This window comes from Gammaproteobacteria bacterium (assembly GCA_016195665.1).
Taxonomy (GTDB): domain Bacteria; phylum Pseudomonadota; class Gammaproteobacteria; order SURF-13; family SURF-13; genus JACPZD01.
The window spans coordinates 75,137-95,902 of the sequence record JACPZD010000035.1; the positions used below are offsets into that span (position 1 = coordinate 75,137).

General features: G+C 56.4%; 23 protein-coding genes. 9 read left to right on the forward strand and 14 right to left on the reverse strand.

Going from position 1 to position 20,766, the window contains the following annotated elements:
* Nucleotides 1–117: 117 nt before the first annotated feature.
* From HY028_09480 to surE, 3 genes are read right to left on the reverse strand one after another with little or no spacing between them, the layout of a single operon-like run.
* Nucleotides 118–699, reverse strand: a complete 582-nt coding sequence (locus HY028_09480) for a DedA family protein (GenBank protein MBI3345064.1) — start codon at nucleotides 697–699, stop codon at nucleotides 118–120.
* Between the two features lies 1 nt (nucleotide 700).
* Nucleotides 701–1,357, reverse strand: a complete 657-nt coding sequence (locus HY028_09485; protein ID MBI3345065.1) for a protein-L-isoaspartate(D-aspartate) O-methyltransferase — start codon at nucleotides 1,355–1,357, stop codon at nucleotides 701–703.
* Nucleotides 1,354–2,151, reverse strand: a complete 798-nt coding sequence (gene surE / locus HY028_09490) for a 5'/3'-nucleotidase SurE (protein ID MBI3345066.1) — start codon at nucleotides 2,149–2,151, stop codon at nucleotides 1,354–1,356. The genes HY028_09485 and surE overlap by 4 nt, the downstream gene beginning before the upstream one ends.
* Before the next feature lie 344 nt (nucleotides 2,152–2,495).
* On the opposite strand from surE, the gene HY028_09495 reads away from it, so the two are divergent.
* From HY028_09495 to HY028_09505, 3 genes are read left to right on the forward strand one after another with little or no spacing between them, the layout of a single operon-like run.
* Nucleotides 2,496–2,774: a hypothetical protein gene (locus HY028_09495; protein MBI3345067.1), complete on the forward strand. Its 279-nt coding sequence runs from the start codon at nucleotides 2,496–2,498 to the stop codon at nucleotides 2,772–2,774.
* 14 nt (nucleotides 2,775–2,788) lie between these two features.
* A complete protein-coding gene (locus HY028_09500; GenBank protein MBI3345068.1) occupies nucleotides 2,789–4,828 on the forward strand; it encodes an EAL domain-containing protein in 2,040 nt (679 codons plus the stop codon).
* A gap of 51 nt (nucleotides 4,829–4,879) precedes the next feature.
* On the forward strand, nucleotides 4,880–5,473 hold the full coding sequence (locus tag HY028_09505; GenBank protein ID MBI3345069.1) for a Smr/MutS family protein: 594 nt from the start codon (nucleotides 4,880–4,882) through the stop codon (nucleotides 5,471–5,473).
* Here HY028_09505 and HY028_09510 read toward each other — a convergent pair.
* The 8 genes from HY028_09510 to HY028_09545 all read right to left on the reverse strand — a co-directional run bounded on the left by HY028_09510 (nucleotide 5,468) and on the right by HY028_09545 (nucleotide 12,821).
* Complete coding sequence (locus HY028_09510) at nucleotides 5,468–6,004, reverse strand: 2-C-methyl-D-erythritol 2,4-cyclodiphosphate synthase (protein ID MBI3345070.1); 537 nt, start codon at nucleotides 6,002–6,004, stop codon at nucleotides 5,468–5,470. The genes HY028_09505 and HY028_09510 overlap by 6 nt on opposite strands.
* Nucleotides 5,998–6,705 (reverse strand): 2-C-methyl-D-erythritol 4-phosphate cytidylyltransferase, encoded by a 708-nt coding sequence (gene ispD, locus HY028_09515; protein MBI3345071.1) that lies wholly within the window; start codon nucleotides 6,703–6,705, stop codon nucleotides 5,998–6,000. Before ispD ends, HY028_09510 begins: the two co-directional genes overlap by 7 nt.
* 82 nt (nucleotides 6,706–6,787) lie before the next feature.
* Nucleotides 6,788–7,057 (reverse strand): cell division protein FtsB, encoded by a 270-nt coding sequence (ftsB, locus tag HY028_09520; protein ID MBI3345072.1) that lies wholly within the window; start codon nucleotides 7,055–7,057, stop codon nucleotides 6,788–6,790.
* A gap of 103 nt (nucleotides 7,058–7,160) precedes the next feature.
* Nucleotides 7,161–8,513: a phosphopyruvate hydratase gene (gene eno, locus HY028_09525; GenBank protein ID MBI3345073.1), complete on the reverse strand. Its 1,353-nt coding sequence runs from the start codon at nucleotides 8,511–8,513 to the stop codon at nucleotides 7,161–7,163.
* Nucleotides 8,514–8,607: 94 nt separating this feature from the next.
* Entirely contained in the window at nucleotides 8,608–9,441 is an 834-nt protein-coding gene (kdsA, locus tag HY028_09530; protein ID MBI3345074.1) for a 3-deoxy-8-phosphooctulonate synthase, read from the reverse strand.
* Nucleotides 9,442–9,574: 133 nt separating this feature from the next.
* Entirely contained in the window at nucleotides 9,575–11,224 is a 1,650-nt protein-coding gene (locus HY028_09535) for a CTP synthase (protein ID MBI3345075.1), read from the reverse strand.
* A 260-nt stretch (nucleotides 11,225–11,484) separates the two neighbouring features.
* Nucleotides 11,485–12,342, reverse strand: a complete 858-nt coding sequence (locus HY028_09540) for a fructosamine kinase family protein (protein MBI3345076.1) — start codon at nucleotides 12,340–12,342, stop codon at nucleotides 11,485–11,487.
* A complete protein-coding gene (locus HY028_09545; GenBank protein MBI3345077.1) occupies nucleotides 12,339–12,821 on the reverse strand; it encodes a low molecular weight phosphotyrosine protein phosphatase in 483 nt (160 codons plus the stop codon). The genes HY028_09540 and HY028_09545 overlap by 4 nt, the downstream gene beginning before the upstream one ends.
* Nucleotides 12,822–12,984: 163 nt before the next feature.
* Between HY028_09545 and HY028_09550 the strand changes: the two genes are divergently transcribed.
* Both HY028_09550 and vsr read left to right on the forward strand, forming a co-directional pair.
* Nucleotides 12,985–13,179, forward strand: a complete 195-nt coding sequence (locus tag HY028_09550) for a hypothetical protein (protein ID MBI3345078.1) — start codon at nucleotides 12,985–12,987, stop codon at nucleotides 13,177–13,179.
* 22 nt (nucleotides 13,180–13,201) lie between these two features.
* On the forward strand, nucleotides 13,202–13,630 hold the full coding sequence (gene vsr / locus HY028_09555) for a DNA mismatch endonuclease Vsr (protein ID MBI3345079.1): 429 nt from the start codon (nucleotides 13,202–13,204) through the stop codon (nucleotides 13,628–13,630).
* Here the strand turns inward: vsr and HY028_09560 are convergent.
* Complete coding sequence (locus tag HY028_09560; protein MBI3345080.1) at nucleotides 13,581–14,873, reverse strand: DNA cytosine methyltransferase; 1,293 nt, start codon at nucleotides 14,871–14,873, stop codon at nucleotides 13,581–13,583. The genes vsr and HY028_09560 overlap by 50 nt on opposite strands.
* Nucleotides 14,870–15,070, reverse strand: coding sequence for a MerR family transcriptional regulator (locus HY028_09565; GenBank protein MBI3345081.1), 201 nt, complete (start codon nucleotides 15,068–15,070; stop codon nucleotides 14,870–14,872). The genes HY028_09560 and HY028_09565 overlap by 4 nt, the downstream gene beginning before the upstream one ends.
* 208 nt (nucleotides 15,071–15,278) lie before the next feature.
* On the opposite strand from HY028_09565, the gene HY028_09570 reads away from it, so the two are divergent.
* The 3 genes from HY028_09570 to HY028_09580 all read left to right on the forward strand — a co-directional run bounded on the left by HY028_09570 (nucleotide 15,279) and on the right by HY028_09580 (nucleotide 18,336).
* Nucleotides 15,279–15,512 (forward strand): hypothetical protein, encoded by a 234-nt coding sequence (locus HY028_09570; protein MBI3345082.1) that lies wholly within the window; start codon nucleotides 15,279–15,281, stop codon nucleotides 15,510–15,512.
* A gap of 33 nt (nucleotides 15,513–15,545) precedes the next feature.
* On the forward strand, nucleotides 15,546–18,011 hold the full coding sequence (locus HY028_09575; protein MBI3345083.1) for a hypothetical protein: 2,466 nt from the start codon (nucleotides 15,546–15,548) through the stop codon (nucleotides 18,009–18,011).
* 169 nt (nucleotides 18,012–18,180) lie between these two features.
* The gene (locus tag HY028_09580) at nucleotides 18,181–18,336 is read left to right on the forward strand and encodes an RNA-binding S4 domain-containing protein (protein MBI3345084.1); all 156 of its coding nucleotides are present in this window, start codon (nucleotides 18,181–18,183) and stop codon (nucleotides 18,334–18,336) included.
* Nucleotides 18,337–18,350: 14 nt separating this feature from the next.
* Here HY028_09580 and HY028_09585 read toward each other — a convergent pair whose 3' ends face one another.
* Nucleotides 18,351–18,893, reverse strand: coding sequence for a YaeQ family protein (locus tag HY028_09585; GenBank protein MBI3345085.1), 543 nt, complete (start codon nucleotides 18,891–18,893; stop codon nucleotides 18,351–18,353).
* A gap of 246 nt (nucleotides 18,894–19,139) precedes the next feature.
* Between HY028_09585 and HY028_09590 the strand changes: the two genes are divergently transcribed.
* The gene (locus tag HY028_09590; GenBank protein MBI3345086.1) at nucleotides 19,140–20,765 is read left to right on the forward strand and encodes an ABC-F family ATPase; all 1,626 of its coding nucleotides are present in this window, start codon (nucleotides 19,140–19,142) and stop codon (nucleotides 20,763–20,765) included.
* Nucleotide 20,766: the final 1 nt, after the last annotated feature.

The window sequence follows — 20,766 nt, forward strand, 5'->3', positions numbered from 1 at the left end:
AAAGCAAAAAATGTGGTTTTTGCTTTGCTCCATTTTCCAAACACATACGGCGTGTTTGAAAAATGGCGGCCCATCCCTGGGCCGCACGCAGACTGTTTTTCAACAGCCTGCTCACACTCATCGTGTACTCAAAATGAAATAAGCCGCCACCGCCAACGCGACCACCGACCAGCCTATCGCGTCTACATATTTACGCAGCAATCCTTCCATGCGCGGGCCGCCCCACACCATTAGCCCGGCCACCATAAAAAACCGCGCGCCGCGTCCGATTAAAGAGCCGAGCACAAACGGCAACAGCGCCATTGAGATCACCCCCGAGGCGATGGTGAACATCTTGTAGGGGATGGGGGTGAACGCTGCGATAAAGATCGCCCAGAAGCCCCACTCCGCGAACCATTCTCTGGCTTGAAGATAGGCGGGCCAATAACCCGCGCGTTGGATAAGGGGCGCGATCAGTTCGAAGGCGAAATGGCCAATCAAATAACCGAACAAACCGCCCAATACCGACGTGATCATGGTCAGCGCGGCGAGAACCCAGGCCCGTTCCGGACGCGCCAGGGCCATGGGGGCGAGCATGACGTCCGGCGGGATGGGGAAAAAAGACGACTCGGCGAAGCTGAGTGCGCCCAAAAACCACGGTGCATGACGATGCCTGGCCCACTGCATCGTTCGGTTATACAGGGCTGAGAATAGTCGCACTTTACTTGCCGCCCATCAGAGGGACAAAACTAACCCGTTCCAGCACTTCTTTCTTTAAGCCCTCGGAGGTACGCGTGATGAGGGTCAACTCTTGAGTACCGCGGCGGCCGAGGGGGATCACCATGCGGCCACCCTCGGCCAATTGCTCCACCAAGGCGGGAGGGATCGCCGCCGGCGCGGCGGTGACCAGGATAGCGTCGTAGGGCGCCTGTTCCGGCCAGCCTTGACTGCCGTTGCCGTACTTGGCGTTGATATTACGCAACTTGAGTTCCCTGAAGCGCTGTTGCGCAGTAAGCAACAGGGGTTGGATACGCTCGATGCTGTAGATCTCCTTGGCAAGCTGGGCGAGGACGGCGGTTTGATAACCCGATCCAGTGCCGATCTCCAGCACCTTGCCGAACGGACCCGACGTCAGCAGCGCCTCCGTCATGCGCGCCACGATGTAGGGCTGGGAAATGGTCTGGCCGTGACCGATAGGCAGCGCGGTGTCTTCGTAGGCGCGGCTTGCCAGGGCCTCGTCCATAAAAATATGACGCGGGACGTTGCGCAGTGCCTCCAGCAAGTCCGGATGACGTATGCCCTGTTCCAGCAGACGCTGGATCAGACGCTCGCGCGTGCGCGGCGAGGTCATGCCGATGCCTTGATGGCGGACACTCATCGCTCTAGTCCCTGCGCGGGCTTCACCGGCAATCCAGCTTGTGCGGGATGAAAGGAGAATCCTTGCAGCCAGGTGGCGATCTTGTCGAGGGCGGGATAACGGGTCAGATCCACCAGGATGGGGGTGATCGAAACGAAGTGACGCTTGATGGCGTGAAAATCGGTGCCCGGCCCGGCGTCTTGTTCCGTGCCCGGCGGTCCGACCCAGTAGATCGTCCTCCCGCGCGGATCTGTCATGCGCAGCACCGGCTCGGCTTTGTGGCGATGTCCCAGGCGGGTCGCCTCAAATCCGGCCAGTTGCTCCCACGGCAGATCGGGCACATTGATGTTCAGAATCGTATCGGCGGGCAACGGGTCCACCTGCAAGCGGCCGATCAACACCTCCACCACTCGCGCCGCCGTCTCGTAGTGCTGCTGCCCGACCAGCGACACGGCGAGCGCGGGCAGACCCAAAAACCGGCCCTCCATCGCCGCCGCCACAGTGCCGGAATACAGCACGTCGTCGCCGAGATTCGCGCCGCTGTTGATGCCGGCGATGACCATATCGGGCTCCTCGTCCAACAAGCCGGTGATGGCGAGGTGCACACAATCCGTGGGCGTGCCATCCACCCGGATGAAGCCGTTGTCCATCCGCATGGCGCGTATCGGGCTGTCCAGGGTGAGCGAATTGCTGGCGCCGCTGCGATCGCGGTCCGGCGCCACCACGGTGACCTCGGCGATCTTGGCCAAGGCCCCAGCCAGACAACGGATTCCCGGCGACTGATAGCCGTCGTCATTGCTAATTAGGATTTTCATTATTCAGATCCAAGGCTTATGGCCGATATATGAAAACTTGGCTCGCTTTTTGCCTTGACTCGATACAAGATAAAGTTCCCCCACAGATATGCCCATTGTGTACGGTTGCCTACCACCGAGTTTACGCAACGGCCACAAGCCCAGTCTCCTATGATACTGGACATTTCAAGTTAGACAAAACCTTACTCTCATCGCGTCACTCTTTTCTTATGCCCCTTTTAATCAGACAACTTGCTTTTGCTGCACTCTTACTGGGCGCAAGCCACTCGGCATGGGCCGAATTTATTTTATTTCCCGAATTGAACGGTGTCCTACGGCGGGACATAGAGTCTAATGAAATGGCCATGTCCATGGGGCACGACGAGCATCCGCTGCGTAAGGACCAGCCCGATGCGGCGCTCGCTATATTTTATTCGGCCGATTATGGATGCCTGCGCGTGTTAGCCGAGGTTGATATCGCTCGAGAAGTGGACGCCGAGATCGAACGCCTGCAGGCCGGCTGGCTATTGGGTTCGGAAACCACCGCCTGGATTGGGCGTTTTCACACGCCGCTGGGCTATTGGAACACCCGGTATCATCACGGCAGTTATCTGCAGACCGCGGCCACCCGGCCGGACATTTAGGTAGGCACGAAGCTATGGCAAGGTCCAATAGAGTAATAGCGTTCTTCGCCAGCCTCACCGGGCGCATGTTGCTCGGCATGCTGGTCATTCACGCCTTGCTGGTGCCCTTGCTGTACTACGGCGTGATATCCCTTACTAAGGAGGGCTATCAAACTCAGTTTATCCAGCAAGTGCGATCCAATTCGCAACTGTTTGCCGTCCTGTTTGCTCAGGAGATAGCGCAGAAATCGCCGGAAGAGATGGTCTCCGGCGCCCTGCAGAGCGGACAAGTGATCTTCGCCCAGATCATGACCCCTGACGGGCAAACAGTAAATCCAAAAAACGTCGCTAATGCCGATCTTGGCGAATTCAAGGAAGACTTTTTCTTTGGTCAGCACGGGGACACGGTCTATTACATCTCCGTGTCCCTGCGAGACGAAGACGGCAACATCAGCGGCGTCCTGCGTCTCGGTTATGACGAGGAGCCGACTCAGGAACAAATCAAGACCGCCTACCAGCGTGGCTTGTTCCTGGTGCTGGCTTACGGCCTGCTGTCGCTCGCACTGGTCATCTTCTCCGGCTGGCAAATCACGCGATCCTTACGCCGCCTGGGTAACGCGGCGCACCAGGTGGCGATGGGCGAAATCACCAAGCAACTCGATGTACCCACCAACATCAGTGAAGTGACGAGCCTGGGGCAAGACCTGGAGCGTATGCGTTGGAAATTGGTGCATCAGGGCGAGCTGCTGGAACATCAAGCCCTGCACGACAGTTTAACGGGGCTGCCCAACCGCACCTTGCTGCACGATCGGATGCAACATGCCTTCGTCACTGCACAGCGCCTGGGCAAGACAGTCGCCTTGCTCATGATGGATCTGGATCGCTTCAAGGAAGTCAATGACACGCTCGGTCATCACGTTGGAGACTTGTTGTTACAGCAGATCGCATTACGCATGCGCGGCGCCTTGCGGGAATCGGATACCATCGCCCGCCTGGGGGGAGACGAGTTTGCCGTGGTGCTGCCGAGTGTAGAAAACCCCGAGCAGGCCGTCCATACCGCGCAGAAGATATTGACCACGCTGGAGCAGCCCTTAAATCTGGACGGACACAGCTTCACCATCGGCGCCAGTATCGGTATCGCATTCTTCCCCGAGCACGGCGAGGACAATGACACCTTGATGCGGCATGCGGATCTCTCCATGTATTACGCCAAACGCACCCAAAGCGGTTATTCCATTTACAACCCCACCCTGAATCAACAAGGGCTGAATGAAATCACATTGATAGGCGAATTGCGTCACGCCATCCAACACAACGAACTGATCCTCCATTATCAGCCCAAGGTAGACCTCAAGACCGGCCGGGTAACCGGCGTCGAGGCCCTGGTACGCTGGCAACATCCACGACAGGGTCTACTTCTGCCGGAACATTTCCTGCATCTCGCGGAACGCACGGGGCTCATTCACCCGCTCACCTCTTGGGTGCTGAACGAGGCGCTCAGGACCTGCCAGAGCTGGCATCAAGCGGACATCAAACTGCCCGTCGCGGTCAACCTCTCCCCGGCGAGTCTGCAACACGATCAACTTTTTGAACAGATCAACCACGCGCTGCAAAGTTTAAACACACCTCCTTTCTGGCTGGAGTTGGAGATCACCGAGGCCGCGATTCTGGCCGACCCCCAGCTCACCCAAGCGGTGCTGGGTCGCTTGTCTGATCTGGGGGTACAGATTTCCATCGACGACTACGGCACGGCCTCGTTCGCCTCGCTGGCCTATTTCAACAAGCTGCCCATTCAACGGATCAATATTGATAAGTCATTCGTTATAGAGATGTCCGATGAGACCAATGCGGTGATCGTCCGCTCCGCCATCAATCTCGCGCACAACATGAAACGCACCGTGAGCGCGGAGGGCGTTGAACATCCGGACACGCTGAAAAAATTAAAGGAACTGGGCTGCGACATAGCTCAAGGGAATTATCTCTGCGAACCGCTTGCAGCGAACGAACTCATCGGCTGGCTGCAACAGCCCTACCGCGACCTTACAGATAAATCCAGTCCACTCGCCCAGAACTGAGCCCGGCTTTTTCCTTGTCACCTGTGGCCGGATTCTGGCAGGATACTCACCATGGCCCGCAAATTTCAACTCTCCGATGAAGAGGGTGAACTGTTTCGCCGTGCGACCCAGCGGGTAACACCGCTGAAACACGACAAGACCGTCCACCCGCGCAAACGGCCGTCTCCGGTTCCACGCCAAACGCACTTGGAGCAGCAGCGCATCATGCGCGATATGCTGTCCGATGACGTACAGGGACGTACTAATGTCGCGGGAAGCAGGACGCCGGGAGCGACCGCATTCGACCCCGCCGAGGTCGAAACGGGAGAAGAGCTGTTATTCAGCCGTAAAGGCCTGCAGCACGGACTGATCCGCAAGCTGCGGCGCGGCCAATTCACGGTCCAAGCCGAACTTGATCTACATGGCATGACCGTGGACGAGGCGCGCCAGGCGCTTGCGGAGTTTCTGGTGGATGTCCGGGCAATGGGCGCGCGCTGCGTGCGCATCATCCACGGCAAGGGCTATGGCTCGCGCCACAAACAACCGGTTTTGAAGAACAAGCTGAACGGTTGGCTACAACAACGCGACGAAGTGCTGGCGTTCTGCTCCGCCCGCCAGGTGGACGGCGGCACCGGTGCGGTATATGTGCTGTTGAAGCGCCTATGATGGAAATTCCCCAGGCAGAGAGACCGCCTGCTTTCCCCTTTCCCCTTTCCCCTTTCCCCTGTATTCAAGCAATACCACCGCATGTGCGGCGATGCCTTCGCCGCGGCCGGTGAATCCCATTCCTTCGGTCGTGGTGGCCTTGATGTTAATGCGGTCAGGAAGGATGTTCAGATCGCTTGCGAGGTTCATTCTCATCGCGTCAAAATGCGGCGCCAGCTTTGGCGCCTGCGCGATGAGTGTCGCATCCATATTGGCAATGCCGAATCCCCGTTCCTTAACCAGATCTCGCACGCGGCGCAACAGGATGCGGCTGTCTATGCCCTTATATTGCGTGCTGCTATCGGGGAAATGACGGCCAATATCGCCGAGACCCGCCGCGCCGAGCAGCGCATCGCAGAGGGCATGGATAAGAACGTCGCCATCGGAGTGCGCAGCCAGTCCCTGCTCGTAGGGAATGGTCACTCCACCCAGCACTAATCTTCTGCCGGGGACCAGAGCATGTGCATCATAACCATGGCCGATTCTCACAATGATTCCTCTTGCCGGGTCAGATAAAACTCCGCGAGAGCGAGATCCGCGGGGTGAGTAATCTTGATATTGTCGGCGTGGCCCTCGATCATGACCGGTACTGCACCGCTGAGACTCATGGCCGCCGCATCATCGGTTACTTCGATGCCTCTCTCAATCGCCTCGGTCAACGCGCGGGTGAGTGCAGCGAGACGGAACATCTGCGGAGTGAGTGCACGCCATAATTCCAAGCGGGCGATTGTCTCAACCGCTCGATGATCCGCCGCCACGCGCTTGATCGTGTCTGAAACCGGCACACCCAGCAGTCCGCCCACAGGATGTCCCTCCAGGGTAGCGATCAGCTTATCTATATCGGCATGCCGTAGACAAGGGCGCACCGCATCATGCACCAGAACCCAATCATCAAGCTCGGCGATTTCCGCCAGGCGCACCAGGGCGTTTAATACGGAGTGGCTACGTTGCGCGCCGCCTACTACACGGTGCAAGGGTTTGCCGTTCCATAACGGCCGTGAAAAAAACTGCGCACCATAGCCATCGTCTTGTCCCAGCGCCAGCACGACACCGCTGACCTTTGGATGAGCCGCCAAGCGATCCAGGCAATGCTCTATGACCGGCTTGCCTCGCAGGGGGAGATATTGCTTGGGTCGCTCCGTGCCCATGCGTGCTCCGACACCGGCCGCCGGTATCACCGCCCAGTAACTCATGGCTTTGTTTGCGATTTTGTTTTTGCAGTCAATGAGAGATGTGTGCAACCGGCTACCCACGGATCACGGGTCGCTTCCGGTGTCACCGAATAACCTGATAAAAGGTCTCCTCGGAGCGGATCAAACCGAGTTCGCTACGGGCGCGTTCCTCGACAGCCGCCGTGCCGGTCTTCAGATCCCTGACTTCCGCATCGAGGGCGAGGTTACGCTCCCTGAGGGTTTTGTTCTGCTGGAGCTGGGTCTCTATGGCCTGCTTCATACTCCAAGAGGAGATAAGGCTACTATCGCTGAACCATAAAGAATACTGGAGCGGCAGCAGCATCGCGCTGAGTATCGTCACCAGCCACTTCATCGTCTAGGCCGCCGCCCTATCAAGTGAACAGTTAAAAGCCGATAGTAAAAAAGTTACAGACCTCACGCCTCACTCCTCACGCCTTACCATTTCTCAAAGCCCATCATAGAGTAAGCTTGGGAAATGCGCTACGCCCTGCATAGCGGGCCTCCGCGCCCAGATCTTCCTCGATGCGCAACAGTTGATTGTATTTGGCCACGCGATCCGAGCGCGACATCGAGCCGGTCTTGATCTGCCCGACTTGAGTCGCCACCGCGAGATCGGCGATGCTGGTGTCCTCGGTCTCGCCGGAGCGGTGCGAGATGATCGCCGTATAGCCAGCCTGCTTCGCCATCGCAATGGCAGCCAACGTTTCGCTCAGCGTGCCGATCTGATTCAGCTTGATGAGGATGGAATTGGCGATGCCTTCGGCAATGCCCTTCTTGAAGATTTCGGTGTTGGTGACGAACAGATCATCGCCCACCAGTTGCACGCGCTTGCCGAGGCGCTGGGTGAGCAGCGCCCAGCCGGCCCAGTCGTCCTCGGCCATGCCGTCCTCGATGGAGATGATGGGGTACTTGTCCACCCAGGCGGACAGATACTCGGCAAACTGCGCGCTGGTAAGCCGCTTGTTCTCGGAGGCCAGCACGTAATGGCCATCCTTGTAAAACTCGGAACTCGCGGCGTCTATGCCGAGGAAGACATCTTTGCCGGGTATGTAACCCGCGTGAGCAATGGCTTCCAAAATAATTTGAATGGCGGACTCATTGGAAGACAAGTTCGGCGCGAAACCGCCCTCGTCGCCGACTGCGGTATTGAGACCACGGGCGTGCAAGACCTTTTTCAAGGCATGGAACACCTCGGCGCCGTAGCGTACCGCCTCGCTGAAATTCGCCGCGCCGGCCGGGAGAATCATGAATTCCTGCAAGTCTATGCTGTTGTCGGCATGCGCCCCGCCGTTGATGACATTCATCATCGGCACAGGCATCAGCAACGCCGCGCCGTCCGTGCCGCTTGACGTACAGGGACGTACTAATGTCGCCGGAGGCAGGACGCCGGGAGCGACCAATCCGGCGAGGTAGCGGAACAAAGGCATACGAGCCTCACGCGCCGCGGCATGTGCGGCGGCCAGCGACACCGCAAGAATGGCGTTCGCACCGAGTCGAGCCTTGTTGGGCGTGCCATCGAGCTCGATCATGCGTTGGTCGAGATGGGACTGGGCGGTGACCTCCAGCCCGCACAGCGCGCTGCGTAATTCCGTGTTGACGTTGGCGACGGCCTTTTGCACCCCTTTGCCGCCGTAGCGCTTGGGATCGTTGTCGCGCAGTTCGATGGCCTCGCGTGAGCCGGTGGAAGCGCCCGACGGCGCCGCTGCGCGTCCATGAGCCCCCGATTCCGTTACCACATCCACTTCTACGGTGGGATTGCCGCGCGAGTCTATGATCTCGCGCGCCCGCACTTCTTTGATCTTCGACACTGTTATCCTTTATATAAATCTTCAAGCGCCACCGCAGAGGACGCGGAGAAAAATAATGTTTCTCTGCGTCCTCTGCGGTAAATCGTATTTATTATTAGATTTGCTGCTCAGCGAAGCCGTGCATCTTCACGCTGCTGTCTATAAGCTTGAGAGTCTGCAACAGCCGCTCCATCTTGCTCAGTGGCCAGGCGTTCGGTCCATCGCTCAAGGCCTGCGCCGGTCGCGGATGGGTCTCCATAAACAGCCCCGCTATCCCTGCCGCTACCGCCGCACGGGCCAGCACGGGGACAAACTCGCGCTGGCCGCCGGAGCTCGCCCCCTGCCCGCCCGGCAATTGCACGGAGTGGGTCGCGTCGAACACCACCGGACAGCCGGTCTCGCGCATCACCGCCAGCGCGCGCATATCGGAAATCAGATTATTGTAACCGAAAGACACGCCGCGCTCACAGACCAGGATCTGTTGATTGCCGGCTTCTCTGGCCTTGTCCACCACGTTCTTCATGTCCCAGGGTGCGAGAAACTGGCCCTTTTTGATATTGACGGGCTTGCCCTGGCGCGCGACGTTTTGTATGAAATTGGTTTGGCGGCACAGAAAGGCAGGTGTTTGCAAAACATCCACCACACTGGCGACCTCCTCCAGGGGCGTGTCTTCGTGCACGTCGGTGAGCACCGGTACACCGATTTGTGTCTTGACCTTCTCCAGAATGCGCAGCCCTTCTTCGAAACCCAGCCCCCGGAAACTTTTGCTGGAAGTGCGGTTGGCCTTGTCGAAAGACGATTTATAGATGAACGGGATGCCGAGGCTGGCGGTGATCTCCTTGAGTTGACCGGCGCTGTCCAGGGCGAGTTGTTCGCTCTCGATGACGCATGGGCCTGCAATCAAAAAGAAGGGGTAGTCGAGACCCGCCTCGAAGCCGCATAACCTCATATGAAAAACTTCGCCCTTTTGCCCAATACTGTGTTGTAGCACTTGCTCCGATGCTCACATACTGTCATGTATGCTCCGCTTCTCGAAAGCGCTACGCCTTGTCTTGGGCAAAAATTCTCGTTTTTCATGCATCTCATAATGCTGCCACCTGACGGGGCGTCTCCGCGTGCTGCCGGCGCGCCGCCTGGATGAATCCACTGAATAAAGGGTGGCCGCTGCGCGGATTGGAGGTGAATTCAGGGTGAAACTGACACGCCACAAACCACGGGTGATTGGGCAACTCAATCATCTCGACGAGAGTTCCGTCCATGGACTTCGCGGAGATCACCAAACCCGCCTTCTGCAAGGGCTCCAGATAGCGATTATTGAATTCGTAACGGTGACGGTGGCGTTCGGTGATGACATCTTTTCCATACACTGCCCGGGCACGGGTGCCGGGAACGAGGGCGCATTTCTGTCCCCCCAGGCGCATCGTTCCGCCCAAGTCAGAGGCGGCGTCGCGCCGTTCCACAGTACCTTCATCCGTCATCCATTCGGTGATGAGCCCAATCACGGGATGCGGCGTAGCGGGATTAAACTCCGTGCTGTGCGCCCCGGCAAGCCCCGCCACGTTGCGGGCAAACTCAATCACCGCCAGTTGCATACCGAGGCAAATTCCCAGATAGGGAATACCGTGTTCGCGCGCATAGTTGATGGTCTGAAGCTTCCCCTCGATGCCGCGCTCCCCAAACCCGCCGGGCACGATGATGGCGTCCATGCCCTCCAACACCGCGGTGCCGTTGCGCTCAATCTCCTCGGAGTCAACGTAGACTATCTTCACCCGCGTAAGGGTATGTATGCCTGCATGGGTCAGGGCCTCGGAAAGCGATTTATACGATTCGGTAAGATGAACATATTTCCCCACCATCGCCACGCGCACCTCGCTCGTCGTATGCTCCATGGCGTGAATCACCTTCTCCCATTCGGAGAGATCCGCCTCAGGCGCCTGGATACGCAGTTTATCCAGCACGATGTCATCGAGGCCCTGGGCGTGCAGCAACAGCGGGATTTTGTAGATGTTGTCCACGTCCACCGCGGAGATCACCGCGCGTTCTTGAACGTTGGTAAACAACGCAATCTTGCGGCGTTCGTCTTTTGGCAACGGCCGATCGGTACGGCACAGCAGCACGTCGGGCTGGATACCGATGCTGCGAAGTTCCTTCACGGAGTGCTGGGTGGGCTTGGTTTTCATTTCACCGGCGGTGGAGATGTAGGGCACCAGGGTTAGATGAACATAGAGCGTATGCACCGGGCCGAGCTCCACCCCCATCTGGCGGATCGCCTCCAGGAAGGGCAAGGATTCGATGTCGCCCACCGTGCCGCCGATCTCCACCATCGCCACGTCGGCGTCGCCCGCGCCCTCGCGGATGCAGCGCTTGATCTCGTCGGTGATGTGGGGAATGACCTGCACCGTGCCGCCCAGATAGTCGCCGCGGCGCTCCTTGCGGATCACGTTTTCGTAGATCTGGCCGGTGGTGAAATTGTTGCGCTTGCCGGTAGTGGTGCGCACGAACCGTTCATAATGGCCGAGATCCAAATCGGTCTCGGCGCCATCCTCGGTCACGAACACCTCGCCGTGCTGGAACGGGCTCATGGTGCCGGGATCTACATTGATGTAAGGATCGAGTTTGAGCAGAGTGACCTTGAGGCGGCGCGCCTCCAGGATGGCCCCCAGCGAGGCGGAGGCGATGCCCTTCCCCAAAGAAGACACCACACCGCCGGTAATAAAGATATATTTGGCCATCGGAACCTGAAATTGGAGGCGGGCGCGACTCCTACCCGACGGGACTACAGGCTACCAGAACGTCGCAACTTTCACAATGGAACGCCCCAATAATTAAGGAACCTCTGACACATCAGAGGTTCCTTATAATAAAATTGTCACCACGGAGGACGCGGAGAAGAAGCTATTTAATCGCATTTCTCTGCGTCCTCTGCGGTAAAATCGGTATTTATTATTAGGAAACTCTGAAAAATCCTAGGGACGGGTTTTTCAGAGGTCCCTTAACAGCCAAAGCGGCTCAAGACGCCGTCCACTGACTGCACATAACCGCCGCCAAACAGGCGCACGTGAACCAGCAAGGGATAAAGGTTATAAATATCACGCCGTTCCTCCATGAAACCGGGACGCAACGGACGGATTTCGTTGTAACGCTGGAAAAAGGCGTCGCCGAACGTGCCGAACAAGGTGGTAAACGCAAGCTCGATTTCAGGATCGGCATAATAGATCGCGGGATCTATGAATCCGGTGATACGACCGTTCGCGGCGAGCACATTGGTCGTCCACACATCGCCGTGGATGAGCGACGGATGTCCGGGCTCCTCCAGCCACCGGTCGAGCCGGGCGGCGAACTTTTCGATGCGTCCCAGCATCTTTTGCGGCAGGCGACCCTCCCCTACCGCCTCATTCGCCATATACAGCAGCCGCTGGTCACGGAAAAAATCGAGCCAGGAAGGGGTCCATGGATTGGGCTGGTGGAGACCGCCGATCAAGGTATCGCCTTCGAGCCCAAACTGCGGGGCGCGGATGTTGTGCAATTCGGCCAACAGTTCGGCGGCGTGCTGTTGAGCGGCCCTGGTGAAGTGACTCTCACCTTCTACAAACTCCATCAACAACAGCGAATCGCTGCTGTACAGCACAGCGGGCGCCGGCAGGCGGCTGTGCTCGGCCAAATACCGTAACATCCAGCCTTCCAGATCCAGCCTGGCCGCCGGGCTCCCGCCGACCTTGGCGACAATCACATCCCCATCGGCAAGCTCCACCTTGTAAACCTCACCCACGCAGCCGCCACTCAAGGCGTGCGCCGAGACCGGCCTGGCCCCCAGAGCGGTCTCGATGTCGGTGTAGAGTTGCGAGGTCACACGCGATGGAGGTGACGCTGGCGGATGTCCTCCAGCAAACCCTGCGAGGCGGCCTCGATCATATCCAACACCCGCTCGAAGCCGCTGGCGCCGCCGTAATAAGGATCGGGCACCTCCTCTTCGCGCAGATGCGGCGCGAACTCCAGAAACAATCTCAGTTTGGAACGATGCGGCTCCTCGCAAAGAGTCTCCAGGAGAGAGTAATTTTCCCTGTCCATCGCCAGCACGTAATCAAAACGCTCAAAATCGGTTTCTTCCACCCGGCGCGCGCGCAGACGACTGATGTCTATCCCGCGCTTGCCGGCGCTCTGCTGCGCACGCACGTCGGGCGGCTCACCGATGTGATACGCGTGAGTGCCTGCGGAATCCACTTCAATAAGGTGTTCGAGACCTTCTTGTTCAAGCAACTGCGTAAACATCCCCTGGGCAGTGGGAGAGCGGCAGATATTACCCATGCAGATAAATAAAACCCTTACCATATAATCGTCCTGATAACCCGTGTCACCATAACTCCTATTTTACTTCAAACCCGGGCCGTTATATTCTAAAAAGACGCCAGACGCTCACATCAGCCTGGAACAACTGCGTGGCCTGATTGGGCGGCGTATAAATTACCAGGGATTAGACTGCCAGATTATCGAAGTGCTTGAAGACGGGCCGAGCGTGGTGCTGCAAGGGCGCACGGCCCATACGGTGATCCAAGACGACCAATACGGCGAAGGCCACCGCCGCGTAGCGCCGACCTTCAGCATCCCGCTGCGCGACGCTCACTCCGGCGAGCCAAACCCCCTCATTACCGAGATCCGGCTCCTCGGCAACTTCAAGCCGCATAACTAAATATTAGGTATTACCTAAATCAATGACTGACCGCGTGACGGTAGCGCAACGCTCTCGAATGATGGCTGCGGTTCGTGGCGTTAATACGCTGCCAGAGATATTTGTTCGCAAACGTCTGCACGCCGCTGGGTTTCGTTATCGGCTTCATGCCGGGGGCCTGTCCGGAAAACCGGATATTGTGTTACCGCGATTCCGCACAGTCGTTTTTGTGCATGGATGTTTTTGGCACGGACACTCATGTCCGCGAGGGAAACGACCAACGTCAAACCTCAAATTTTGGAATACGAAGATCGACGGCAATATCCGTCGCGACCGCCGGAACCGCGCCTCCCTTAGGGCCACCGGATGGAAACCTGTCGTGATCTGGCAGTGCGCACTTGAGCGCGGCGTGAGTGCGTTAATTAAGCGATTGCAGGTACTCGACGCCTCAGCGCACGCTTCACCAGAGTAGGATCAACCGATTGAGCGAGGTAACGCGAGAAGAAAGCGGCCAGCTTGGGAGGCACAGCATTACCGATCATCCGCGCCACGGGCTCCAACTGATCCAGCGGGTAGAAAACATAGTTATCCGGGAAAGATTGCAAGATCGCGGCCTCGCGCATTGAGAGCGCGCGAACTTGTTTAGTATCGTAATGCCCATAGCGCCCGTTCGAAATGCTATGACACTTTGTCGTAATCGTCGGTGAGGGGCGGTCGGGGTACATTCGCGTATAGACATCGCTGAAACAGCGATTTCCGAGGCGCTCGTTGACTTTGCGATGACACTCCAAGGAAAGATTACCGTCCGGGGTGCTTTCGAGATAGGCATTTGATTCGCCCGGTTTTGCCGCGGCAAGACGACGAAAGTTCAGTTCGCTGAGCGCGCGAGTGCGGTGGTTCGGAATATCGGGATGGTGTTCCCCCGCCCCAATCGGCGGCAAATGACCGATGGCCGCGCGCACTGACACGAGCATACTGTCGGGGTCGTTTTCCGGCACAAGCAGTTCTTCCCCTAGCAAATCGGAAAAACGCTCCGGCTTTACGAATTCGCGCTTGGCTGCAATTAAGATAGAGCGCCTCCGAAACTGGGGAACGCCAAAACGCGAAGTACAAACAACCTTGGTTCCGGTGACGTAACCAAGGGCTTCGAGTCCCTTGCGAAAACCATCCCAAATGCCGCCGTACTTCGGATCGCGGATGCCTTGGACATTCTCCGACAGGACGAGCTCCGGCTGAAAATTTTTGACAAACTTAGTGGCCTCACCGAGAAGGTTCCTGTCGCGTCGCCGCCCCGCTTTGCGCTCTTCACTCAATTCCTTTCGCGAAAGCCGCGTAAAAGGCTGACATGGAGCGCAGATGGCGAACAGCAAGGGAACGCCCTTTGCCGTCCTGCGATAAGTCGGAATTAGTTCCTCCAACTCCGCCAACAGCCCTTCCTGTTGACCGTTCGCGTAGCGGCGTGTCTTGGGGAAAACGTCGTATGACATAAAGCGTGGCTTAAGGCGATCAAGCGTTTTGTTCTTGTTGTTATCGACGTACGTTGAGCGACACCGTTCGTCCTTGTCGATCCCGGCTATTATATAGCCGCCGGCGTCAATGAGACCGCGCGTTGTACCGCCCGCGCCGCAGAAAAAATCGACAGCCAGGAAACGTGGAGGAGTCGAGGTTCGGGCCTTCTTTGTTTCCGATCTCGTGGCCATGAGGTTCTTATTCACTTTGCAGACTGCGCGAACTTACGGATCGTCTCAACTTCATTCTCGGTAAAGAGACGCCACCCATTGCGCTCCCGTTTGGCCGAGTCTTTAACGATCTGTTGCTTAACCCACCGCAGCAAGGTGGGTTTCGAGATGCCCACAGCTTGTGCAGTTTCATGAGCTGAGTAATAGATCTTATCGTTGAGCGATTTAGGCATTATCGCATCCATATGGGATATAGTTAAGTATATTCACATATATTTAAGTATACAACTCTGCATACGAAAATACTTTCCGAATCAATGCCATGTGATCATCTATAGCTAGAATCCGACACAGTGAAAAAAGTTTCTTACATTGCTTGTAATGTTATAAGTACTAGTATATTATAAAAATGTACTAGTACTTTATAAATTCAGGAAATTTATGCGCCAAGAAGATCGAGAAAAATTCGTTAGATTAGCCACCAAGCGTGTTTCAAATGCTCTAAAAGCAATACAACTTGTCGGTAACCTATCCAATAAATCAAATTACGACTATACGGAAGACGACGTACAGAAGATATTCAAGGCGCTTCAGGATGAGCTAAGTGCATCTAGAAAGAAATTTGAACTTGCACGAAAGCGCCAGGGAGCTGCCGTGCAGTTCACGCTGGAATAGGCAATTCATAAAACAGTAAGGAACCATAAGAGTATGAAATTAAAAGAAATATGTCTACAACTGCTTGAAGCGGAATCCGAAACGGCGGTTCAAGCAATTATTGAGGAGGTTTCGGAATTTAGGAAAGCTTCGAATTGGAAGCCTCTCGATGGCAGAGAAACCAATTTCAACATCACATCCAACCAGGCATCGGATGGCGGCAAAGCTCTGACCGAGTTGATGACCAACATGGTCGATGCGGTGCTGATGAAGCATGCTTACCTGAAGAAGATAGACCCGAAGGGGCCGGATGCACCCCGCACGATGTACGAAGCGGTCGATAAGTTAGTGAAGCCGCTACAAGGCGGCAAGCTCGTGAACCTTGATCCGAATGATCCTTGGTTGCGGGAGTTTGCCTCGAAAAATCTTGTTATCGGTGTTGCCGGTGCGAAGAACAAAAAAGAGGGTTTGCCTTGCTATACCTTCGTCGACAACGGCGAGGGGCAAAAGCCACAGGATTTCGTGAAGACATTTCTGTCGTTGAGCGAAGGCAACAAGCGAAGCATCCCCTTCGTACAGGGCAAGTACAACATGGGTTCTTCCGGCGTCCTCGGTTATTGCGGGCGACGCTGGTTTAAGCTGATAGTCTCGCGACGCTATGACGGCAAGACCCCGTGGGGCTGGACACTCATGCGTCGCCGACCTGGCGAAGGCATGCCGATAGCCGAGTATTTCGTCCTGCCGGACGGTTCGATTCCGTCATTTGAAGCCGATTTGTTGCATCCGTTCCATCGTGGCGATGGAAAACGCTATGACGGCGTGCATATCGCAACCGGCACGATCATCAAGCTCTATGATTATCAAGTCGGCTCGAGGTTTTTGAGTTTTCGCGGTCCACGTGAGGCGCTTAACGAAAATCTCGTTGAAACAATCCTGCCGTTCCGCTTGCTGGACTTTCGGCAGAAGCCGGACCCAACGCGAGGCGGCGAACGTGCAGAGGGGATCGATCCTCGCCCTTTTTACGGGATGGAATTCCTGCTCTTGCGTTCGCATAAGGAGGGGAGCTCCTCGGAGGCTGACGATGACACCGACGACCACGAAATAGCCGCCGATGGCAGGCTCACAGTCGGGAAGATCGAAGACCCCGACTTGGGAGAGATTTCGATCAGCGCTATCGCGCTAAAGAGAAAACTGCCGAATTGGCTCAAACCGAGCAATACAAATAACCGCGTTTTTCATGCCTTGAACGGCCAGGTGCAGTTCAAGCAGACACGCGGGTACCTGACCGATTGCGGCTTTCCGGCGCTGAAAGATCGCGTCGTTGTCATCGTTGATGCTAGTAATCTCAGCTTCTCGGCACACAACGATGTTTGGAAGGGAGATCGCGAGCATATTCGGAATACGATTGTCGGCGAGCGTTATCGCGAACTCGTAACCGCAACCATTAAAGAATCAATAGTACTCAAGGAATTGCAGATCAAGGTGGCCCGCGAAGAGATGGAGAGTGCCGCCAAGACCGAGCGTAACGACCTCTTCCAAAAGCTGGTTGATAAGGACCCGACATTGGCAAACTTGCTCACGGGTCAAGACCCGATCATTCGGTTGCCGGCCAGCGGAGGAACAAATGGCCATGACGAAGGCAAGGGTGAATTTGAAGGCAAATACAGTCCTACCTTTTTACGTCTTGAAGAAAAGGTTCGCGACCAGGGAATCGATTTACCGATCAACCGCACGCGTCCTATTGCCGCTCGGACGGATGCCGAGAACGGCTATCTCGGGCGTGCCGATAATCAGGGACAACTCGTCCTGCCGGATGAGATTACAACCCGATTCGCCCTCCGTACTCAACTCCACAATGGCCGTTTGACAGTTTACTTCGATCCGATTGAGGCAAAGCTAAAGGCGGGAGACACTTTTACATTCCATATCGGGTTGCATGACCCGGCGATACCGTTACCCGTCGAGGATGAACTCACTATTCGCATTACGGATGAAGAGACCGCGCCAGTGAAGCCGAAAGTCAAGAAAATGCCGACAGAGCCCAAGGGCGGTAAGGGCGAAGATCACAAAGGCGACGGCGATATTGCCCCGACCCACGGCCTACCGAAACACAAGCTTCTTACCAAGGATGGCCGCAAAGTGGGTGATCAAGAGAGCGACGTATGGCCGGACGGATTCACGGACCAGGATGGCGGGACTGTTCATGACCTGGGGGACGGCCGGTCTATCTACTTTATTAACTATGACAACGTCTATCATTTGAAGTACAAGATGCAGGCCCGAGGGGATATTGCCAAAGACGTGATGACGGAGAAGTACATTCTTGGAATGCGAATCCTTATGCTCGGCTATGAACACGCACTTCGCCTCGTCAGGGAAACGAACGGAAATGGCATAGCGGAGTTCTTTGATGAGTTTCGTCGCATGGCCGCTCGCGGGGCAGCATCCACCATTTTAGCCATCGCTGAGAACCTTCCGAAGATTGTTGACAGCTCTTCAGTAGCGCAAGAGGCAGAGTAGGACGTAGAGGGGCATAGGAGATCCTGAAATATAAGCGAGCGTAGCCTGGATGAAGCAGAGCGAAATCCAGGGAAAATGCTCAGCGATGTCAATGTTATTACCCCGGATTGTGTTTCACTCCATCCGAGCTGCACCTGCTATTTCACTGCTTCACTGCAAAAGTGATCACATGCAACAGTTTGGGTTTAGACTAACCGGTGATTTTGTCGAGCCGAACCGACTGCTCAAATTGACAGGCGTTTGCGAAAGCGGCGGCGCGGGCAAGACGCTGTTCGCTGCCGACGGCGTGTCGGCGGATGGCAAAGTGGAATTGTGCAAACCCTGAAAAATACGCAGGTGCTATGGGGTTTTTACTGTCTCCAGCTCGATCTCCGCTGTAGCATCCTTGTCGGCCAGCCAAATCTGTCCATCCTGAATCCTGCATTGCAACTGCATGCTGCGCTGCGCCAGCTTCGCCAAGGCAATGCTTGCGGCCACCGGCAGGTTTAGCACGGTCAGGTTTTTGAGCCGTTCGAGGTTGCTGCCGTTTTGATCCCACCAGATGTCGGCGCTACGGCCGCCATAGCTGTATATAAATACCTGTCTGGCGCGGCCGCAGGCTTTGCGAACACGTTTTTCGTCGGGCAGACCAACGTCTATCCAGATTTCGATGTTGCCGGTTAAATCCTTTTGCCAGAGATCGGGCTCGTCGTCGGCACTCAGCCCTTTACCAAACGCCAATGCTTCATGGGCGTGCAGCGCAAAGGCCAATAGTCGCACCATCATGCGCTCGTCGGTTTCCGATGAGTGGCGGGCGAGAGTGAGCGCACGATCGTGGTAGTAATGACGGTCCATGTCGGCGATTTGCAGCTCGGCTTTGAAGATCGTTGCTTTAAGGGCCATAGGGTCGCTGTTATTGTGGCGGTGCACTACGTGGAGGCTTGAAGAATACCCGATTTGCAGCCTTGAGTTCCATATTCAATCCATGCCCAACCGGCATGGCCTGACAGCCTCATGCGGGTCGCGGTGCGGCGGTAATTGTGAGATAATATACATATTCCTGAGCCTGGCGGTTACACGCAGGCAGATACGCAGCCCTTCACGCTTTAGCAAAGCTCTTTTGTTAACTTTATTTTCTGGAACACTATCTTGATTTCTACAGCCAACATCACCATGCAGTTCGGGGCCAAGCCCCTGTTCGAAAACATCTCGGTCAAATTCGGTGGCGGTAACCGCTACGGCCTGATCGGCGCCAACGGTTGCGGCAAGTCCACGCTGATGAAAATACTGGGCGGTGACTTGGCGCCCTCGTCGGGGAACGTCTCCGTGGACTCCAACGAGCGCCTCGGCAAGCTGCGCCAGGATCAGTTCGCCTTCGAGGATTACACGGTGCTGGATACCGTCATCATGGGCCACGCCGAACTGTGGCGCGTGAAGCAGGAGCGCGATCGCATCTACTCGCTCTCGGAAATGAGCGAGGAAGACGGCATGCAGGTGGCCGAACTGGAAGCCACTTTCGCCGAGCTGGACGGTTATACCGCCGAGGCGCGCGCCGGTGAATTGCTGATGGGCGTCGGCATTCCAGTGGAGCAGCATAACGGTTTGATGAGCGCGGTGGCGCCGGGCTGGAAGCTGCGTGTGTTGCTGGCGCAGGCCTTGTTCGCCGATCCTGAGATCCTGCTGCTGGACGAGCCCACCAACAACCTCGATATCAGTACCATTCGCTGGCTGGAAGGGGTGCTCGACGAACGCGGCAGCACGATGATCATCATCTCCCACGACCGTCACTTTTTGAACCGTGTCTGCACGCATATGGCGGATCTGGACTATGGCGAGCTGCGCATCTATCCGGGCAACTACGACGAATACATGACCGCCGCAACACTGGTCCGCGAGCAGTTGTTTGCCGACAACGCCAAGAAAAAGGCTCAGATCGCGGAGTTGCAGACCTTCGTCAGCCGCTTCTCCGCCAACGCCTCCAAGGCCAAGCAAGCGACCTCGCGCGCCAAGCAGATTGACAAGATCAAGCTGGAAGACGTCAAGCCGTCAAGCCGGGTCAGCCCTTTTATCCGTTTCGAGCAGGAGAAAAAGCTCTATCGTTTGGCCTTGGAAGTGAAGCGACTGAGTAAAGGCTATGATGAAACTCCGCTGTTTCGCAACCTTAACCTGATGGTCGAGGCGGGCGAGCGCGTCGCCGTGATCGGCCCCAACGGTATCGGCAAGACCACCCTGCTGCGCACCCTGGTTCGTGACCTGAAGCCGGATAGCGGCATGGTCAAGTGGTCTGAAAATGTCAGTATCGGTTACTTTGCCCAGGACCACGCCGCCGACTTCGCCACCGACATGAACCTGTTAGATTGGATGACCCAATGGAAGAAAGAACGTGACGATGAGCAGATGATACGCGCCACCTTGGGGCGGTTGTTGTTTTCTCAGGACGATATCAATAAATCAGTAAAGATAATCTCCGGTGGCGAGCAAGGGCGCATGTTGTTCGGAAAACTGATGCTGCAGCAGCCCAATGTCCTGGTCATGGACGAGCCCACCAATCACCTGGACATGGAGTCCATCGAGGCGCTTAACACGGCGCTGGATAACTATCCCGGCACCTTGATCTTCGTCAGCCACGACCGCGAATTCGTTTCGTCACTGGCGACACGCATTATCGAGTTGACGCCGCAGGGTGTGGTCAATTTCAGCGGCAACTATGACGATTATCTGCACAGCCAGGGCGTGGAACTGGAAAAAACGCAGTTGGCGGCGCGCGCGAGCTAAC

Excerpts from the sequence above, each read along its gene's own strand:
- HY028_09565 (MBI3345081.1), bottom strand. The coding sequence starts at position 15,070 with ATGCCTAAATCGCTCAACGATAAGATCTATTACTCAGCTCATGAAACT.
- surE (MBI3345066.1), bottom strand. The coding sequence starts at position 2,151 with ATGAAAATCCTAATTAGCAATGACGACGGCTATCAGTCGCCGGGAATC.
- HY028_09585 (MBI3345085.1), bottom strand. The coding sequence starts at position 18,893 with ATGGCCCTTAAAGCAACGATCTTCAAAGCCGAGCTGCAAATCGCCGAC.
- HY028_09570 (MBI3345082.1), top strand. The coding sequence starts at position 15,279 with ATGCGCCAAGAAGATCGAGAAAAATTCGTTAGATTAGCCACCAAGCGT.
- HY028_09535 (MBI3345075.1), bottom strand. The coding sequence starts at position 11,224 with ATGGCCAAATATATCTTTATTACCGGCGGTGTGGTGTCTTCTTTGGGG.
- ftsB (MBI3345072.1), bottom strand. The coding sequence starts at position 7,057 with ATGAAGTGGCTGGTGACGATACTCAGCGCGATGCTGCTGCCGCTCCAG.
- HY028_09485 (MBI3345065.1), bottom strand. The coding sequence starts at position 1,357 with ATGAGTGTCCGCCATCAAGGCATCGGCATGACCTCGCCGCGCACGCGC.
- HY028_09500 (MBI3345068.1), top strand. The coding sequence starts at position 2,789 with ATGGCAAGGTCCAATAGAGTAATAGCGTTCTTCGCCAGCCTCACCGGG.
- HY028_09580 (MBI3345084.1), top strand. The coding sequence starts at position 18,181 with ATGCAACAGTTTGGGTTTAGACTAACCGGTGATTTTGTCGAGCCGAAC.
- HY028_09545 (MBI3345077.1), bottom strand. The coding sequence starts at position 12,821 with ATGGTAAGGGTTTTATTTATCTGCATGGGTAATATCTGCCGCTCTCCC.
- HY028_09495 (MBI3345067.1), top strand. The coding sequence starts at position 2,496 with ATGTCCATGGGGCACGACGAGCATCCGCTGCGTAAGGACCAGCCCGAT.
- kdsA (MBI3345074.1), bottom strand. The coding sequence starts at position 9,441 with ATGAGGTTATGCGGCTTCGAGGCGGGTCTCGACTACCCCTTCTTTTTG.
- ispD (MBI3345071.1), bottom strand. The coding sequence starts at position 6,705 with ATGAGTTACTGGGCGGTGATACCGGCGGCCGGTGTCGGAGCACGCATG.
- vsr (MBI3345079.1), top strand. The coding sequence starts at position 13,202 with ATGACTGACCGCGTGACGGTAGCGCAACGCTCTCGAATGATGGCTGCG.
- HY028_09575 (MBI3345083.1), top strand. The coding sequence starts at position 15,546 with ATGAAATTAAAAGAAATATGTCTACAACTGCTTGAAGCGGAATCCGAA.
- HY028_09505 (MBI3345069.1), top strand. The coding sequence starts at position 4,880 with ATGGCCCGCAAATTTCAACTCTCCGATGAAGAGGGTGAACTGTTTCGC.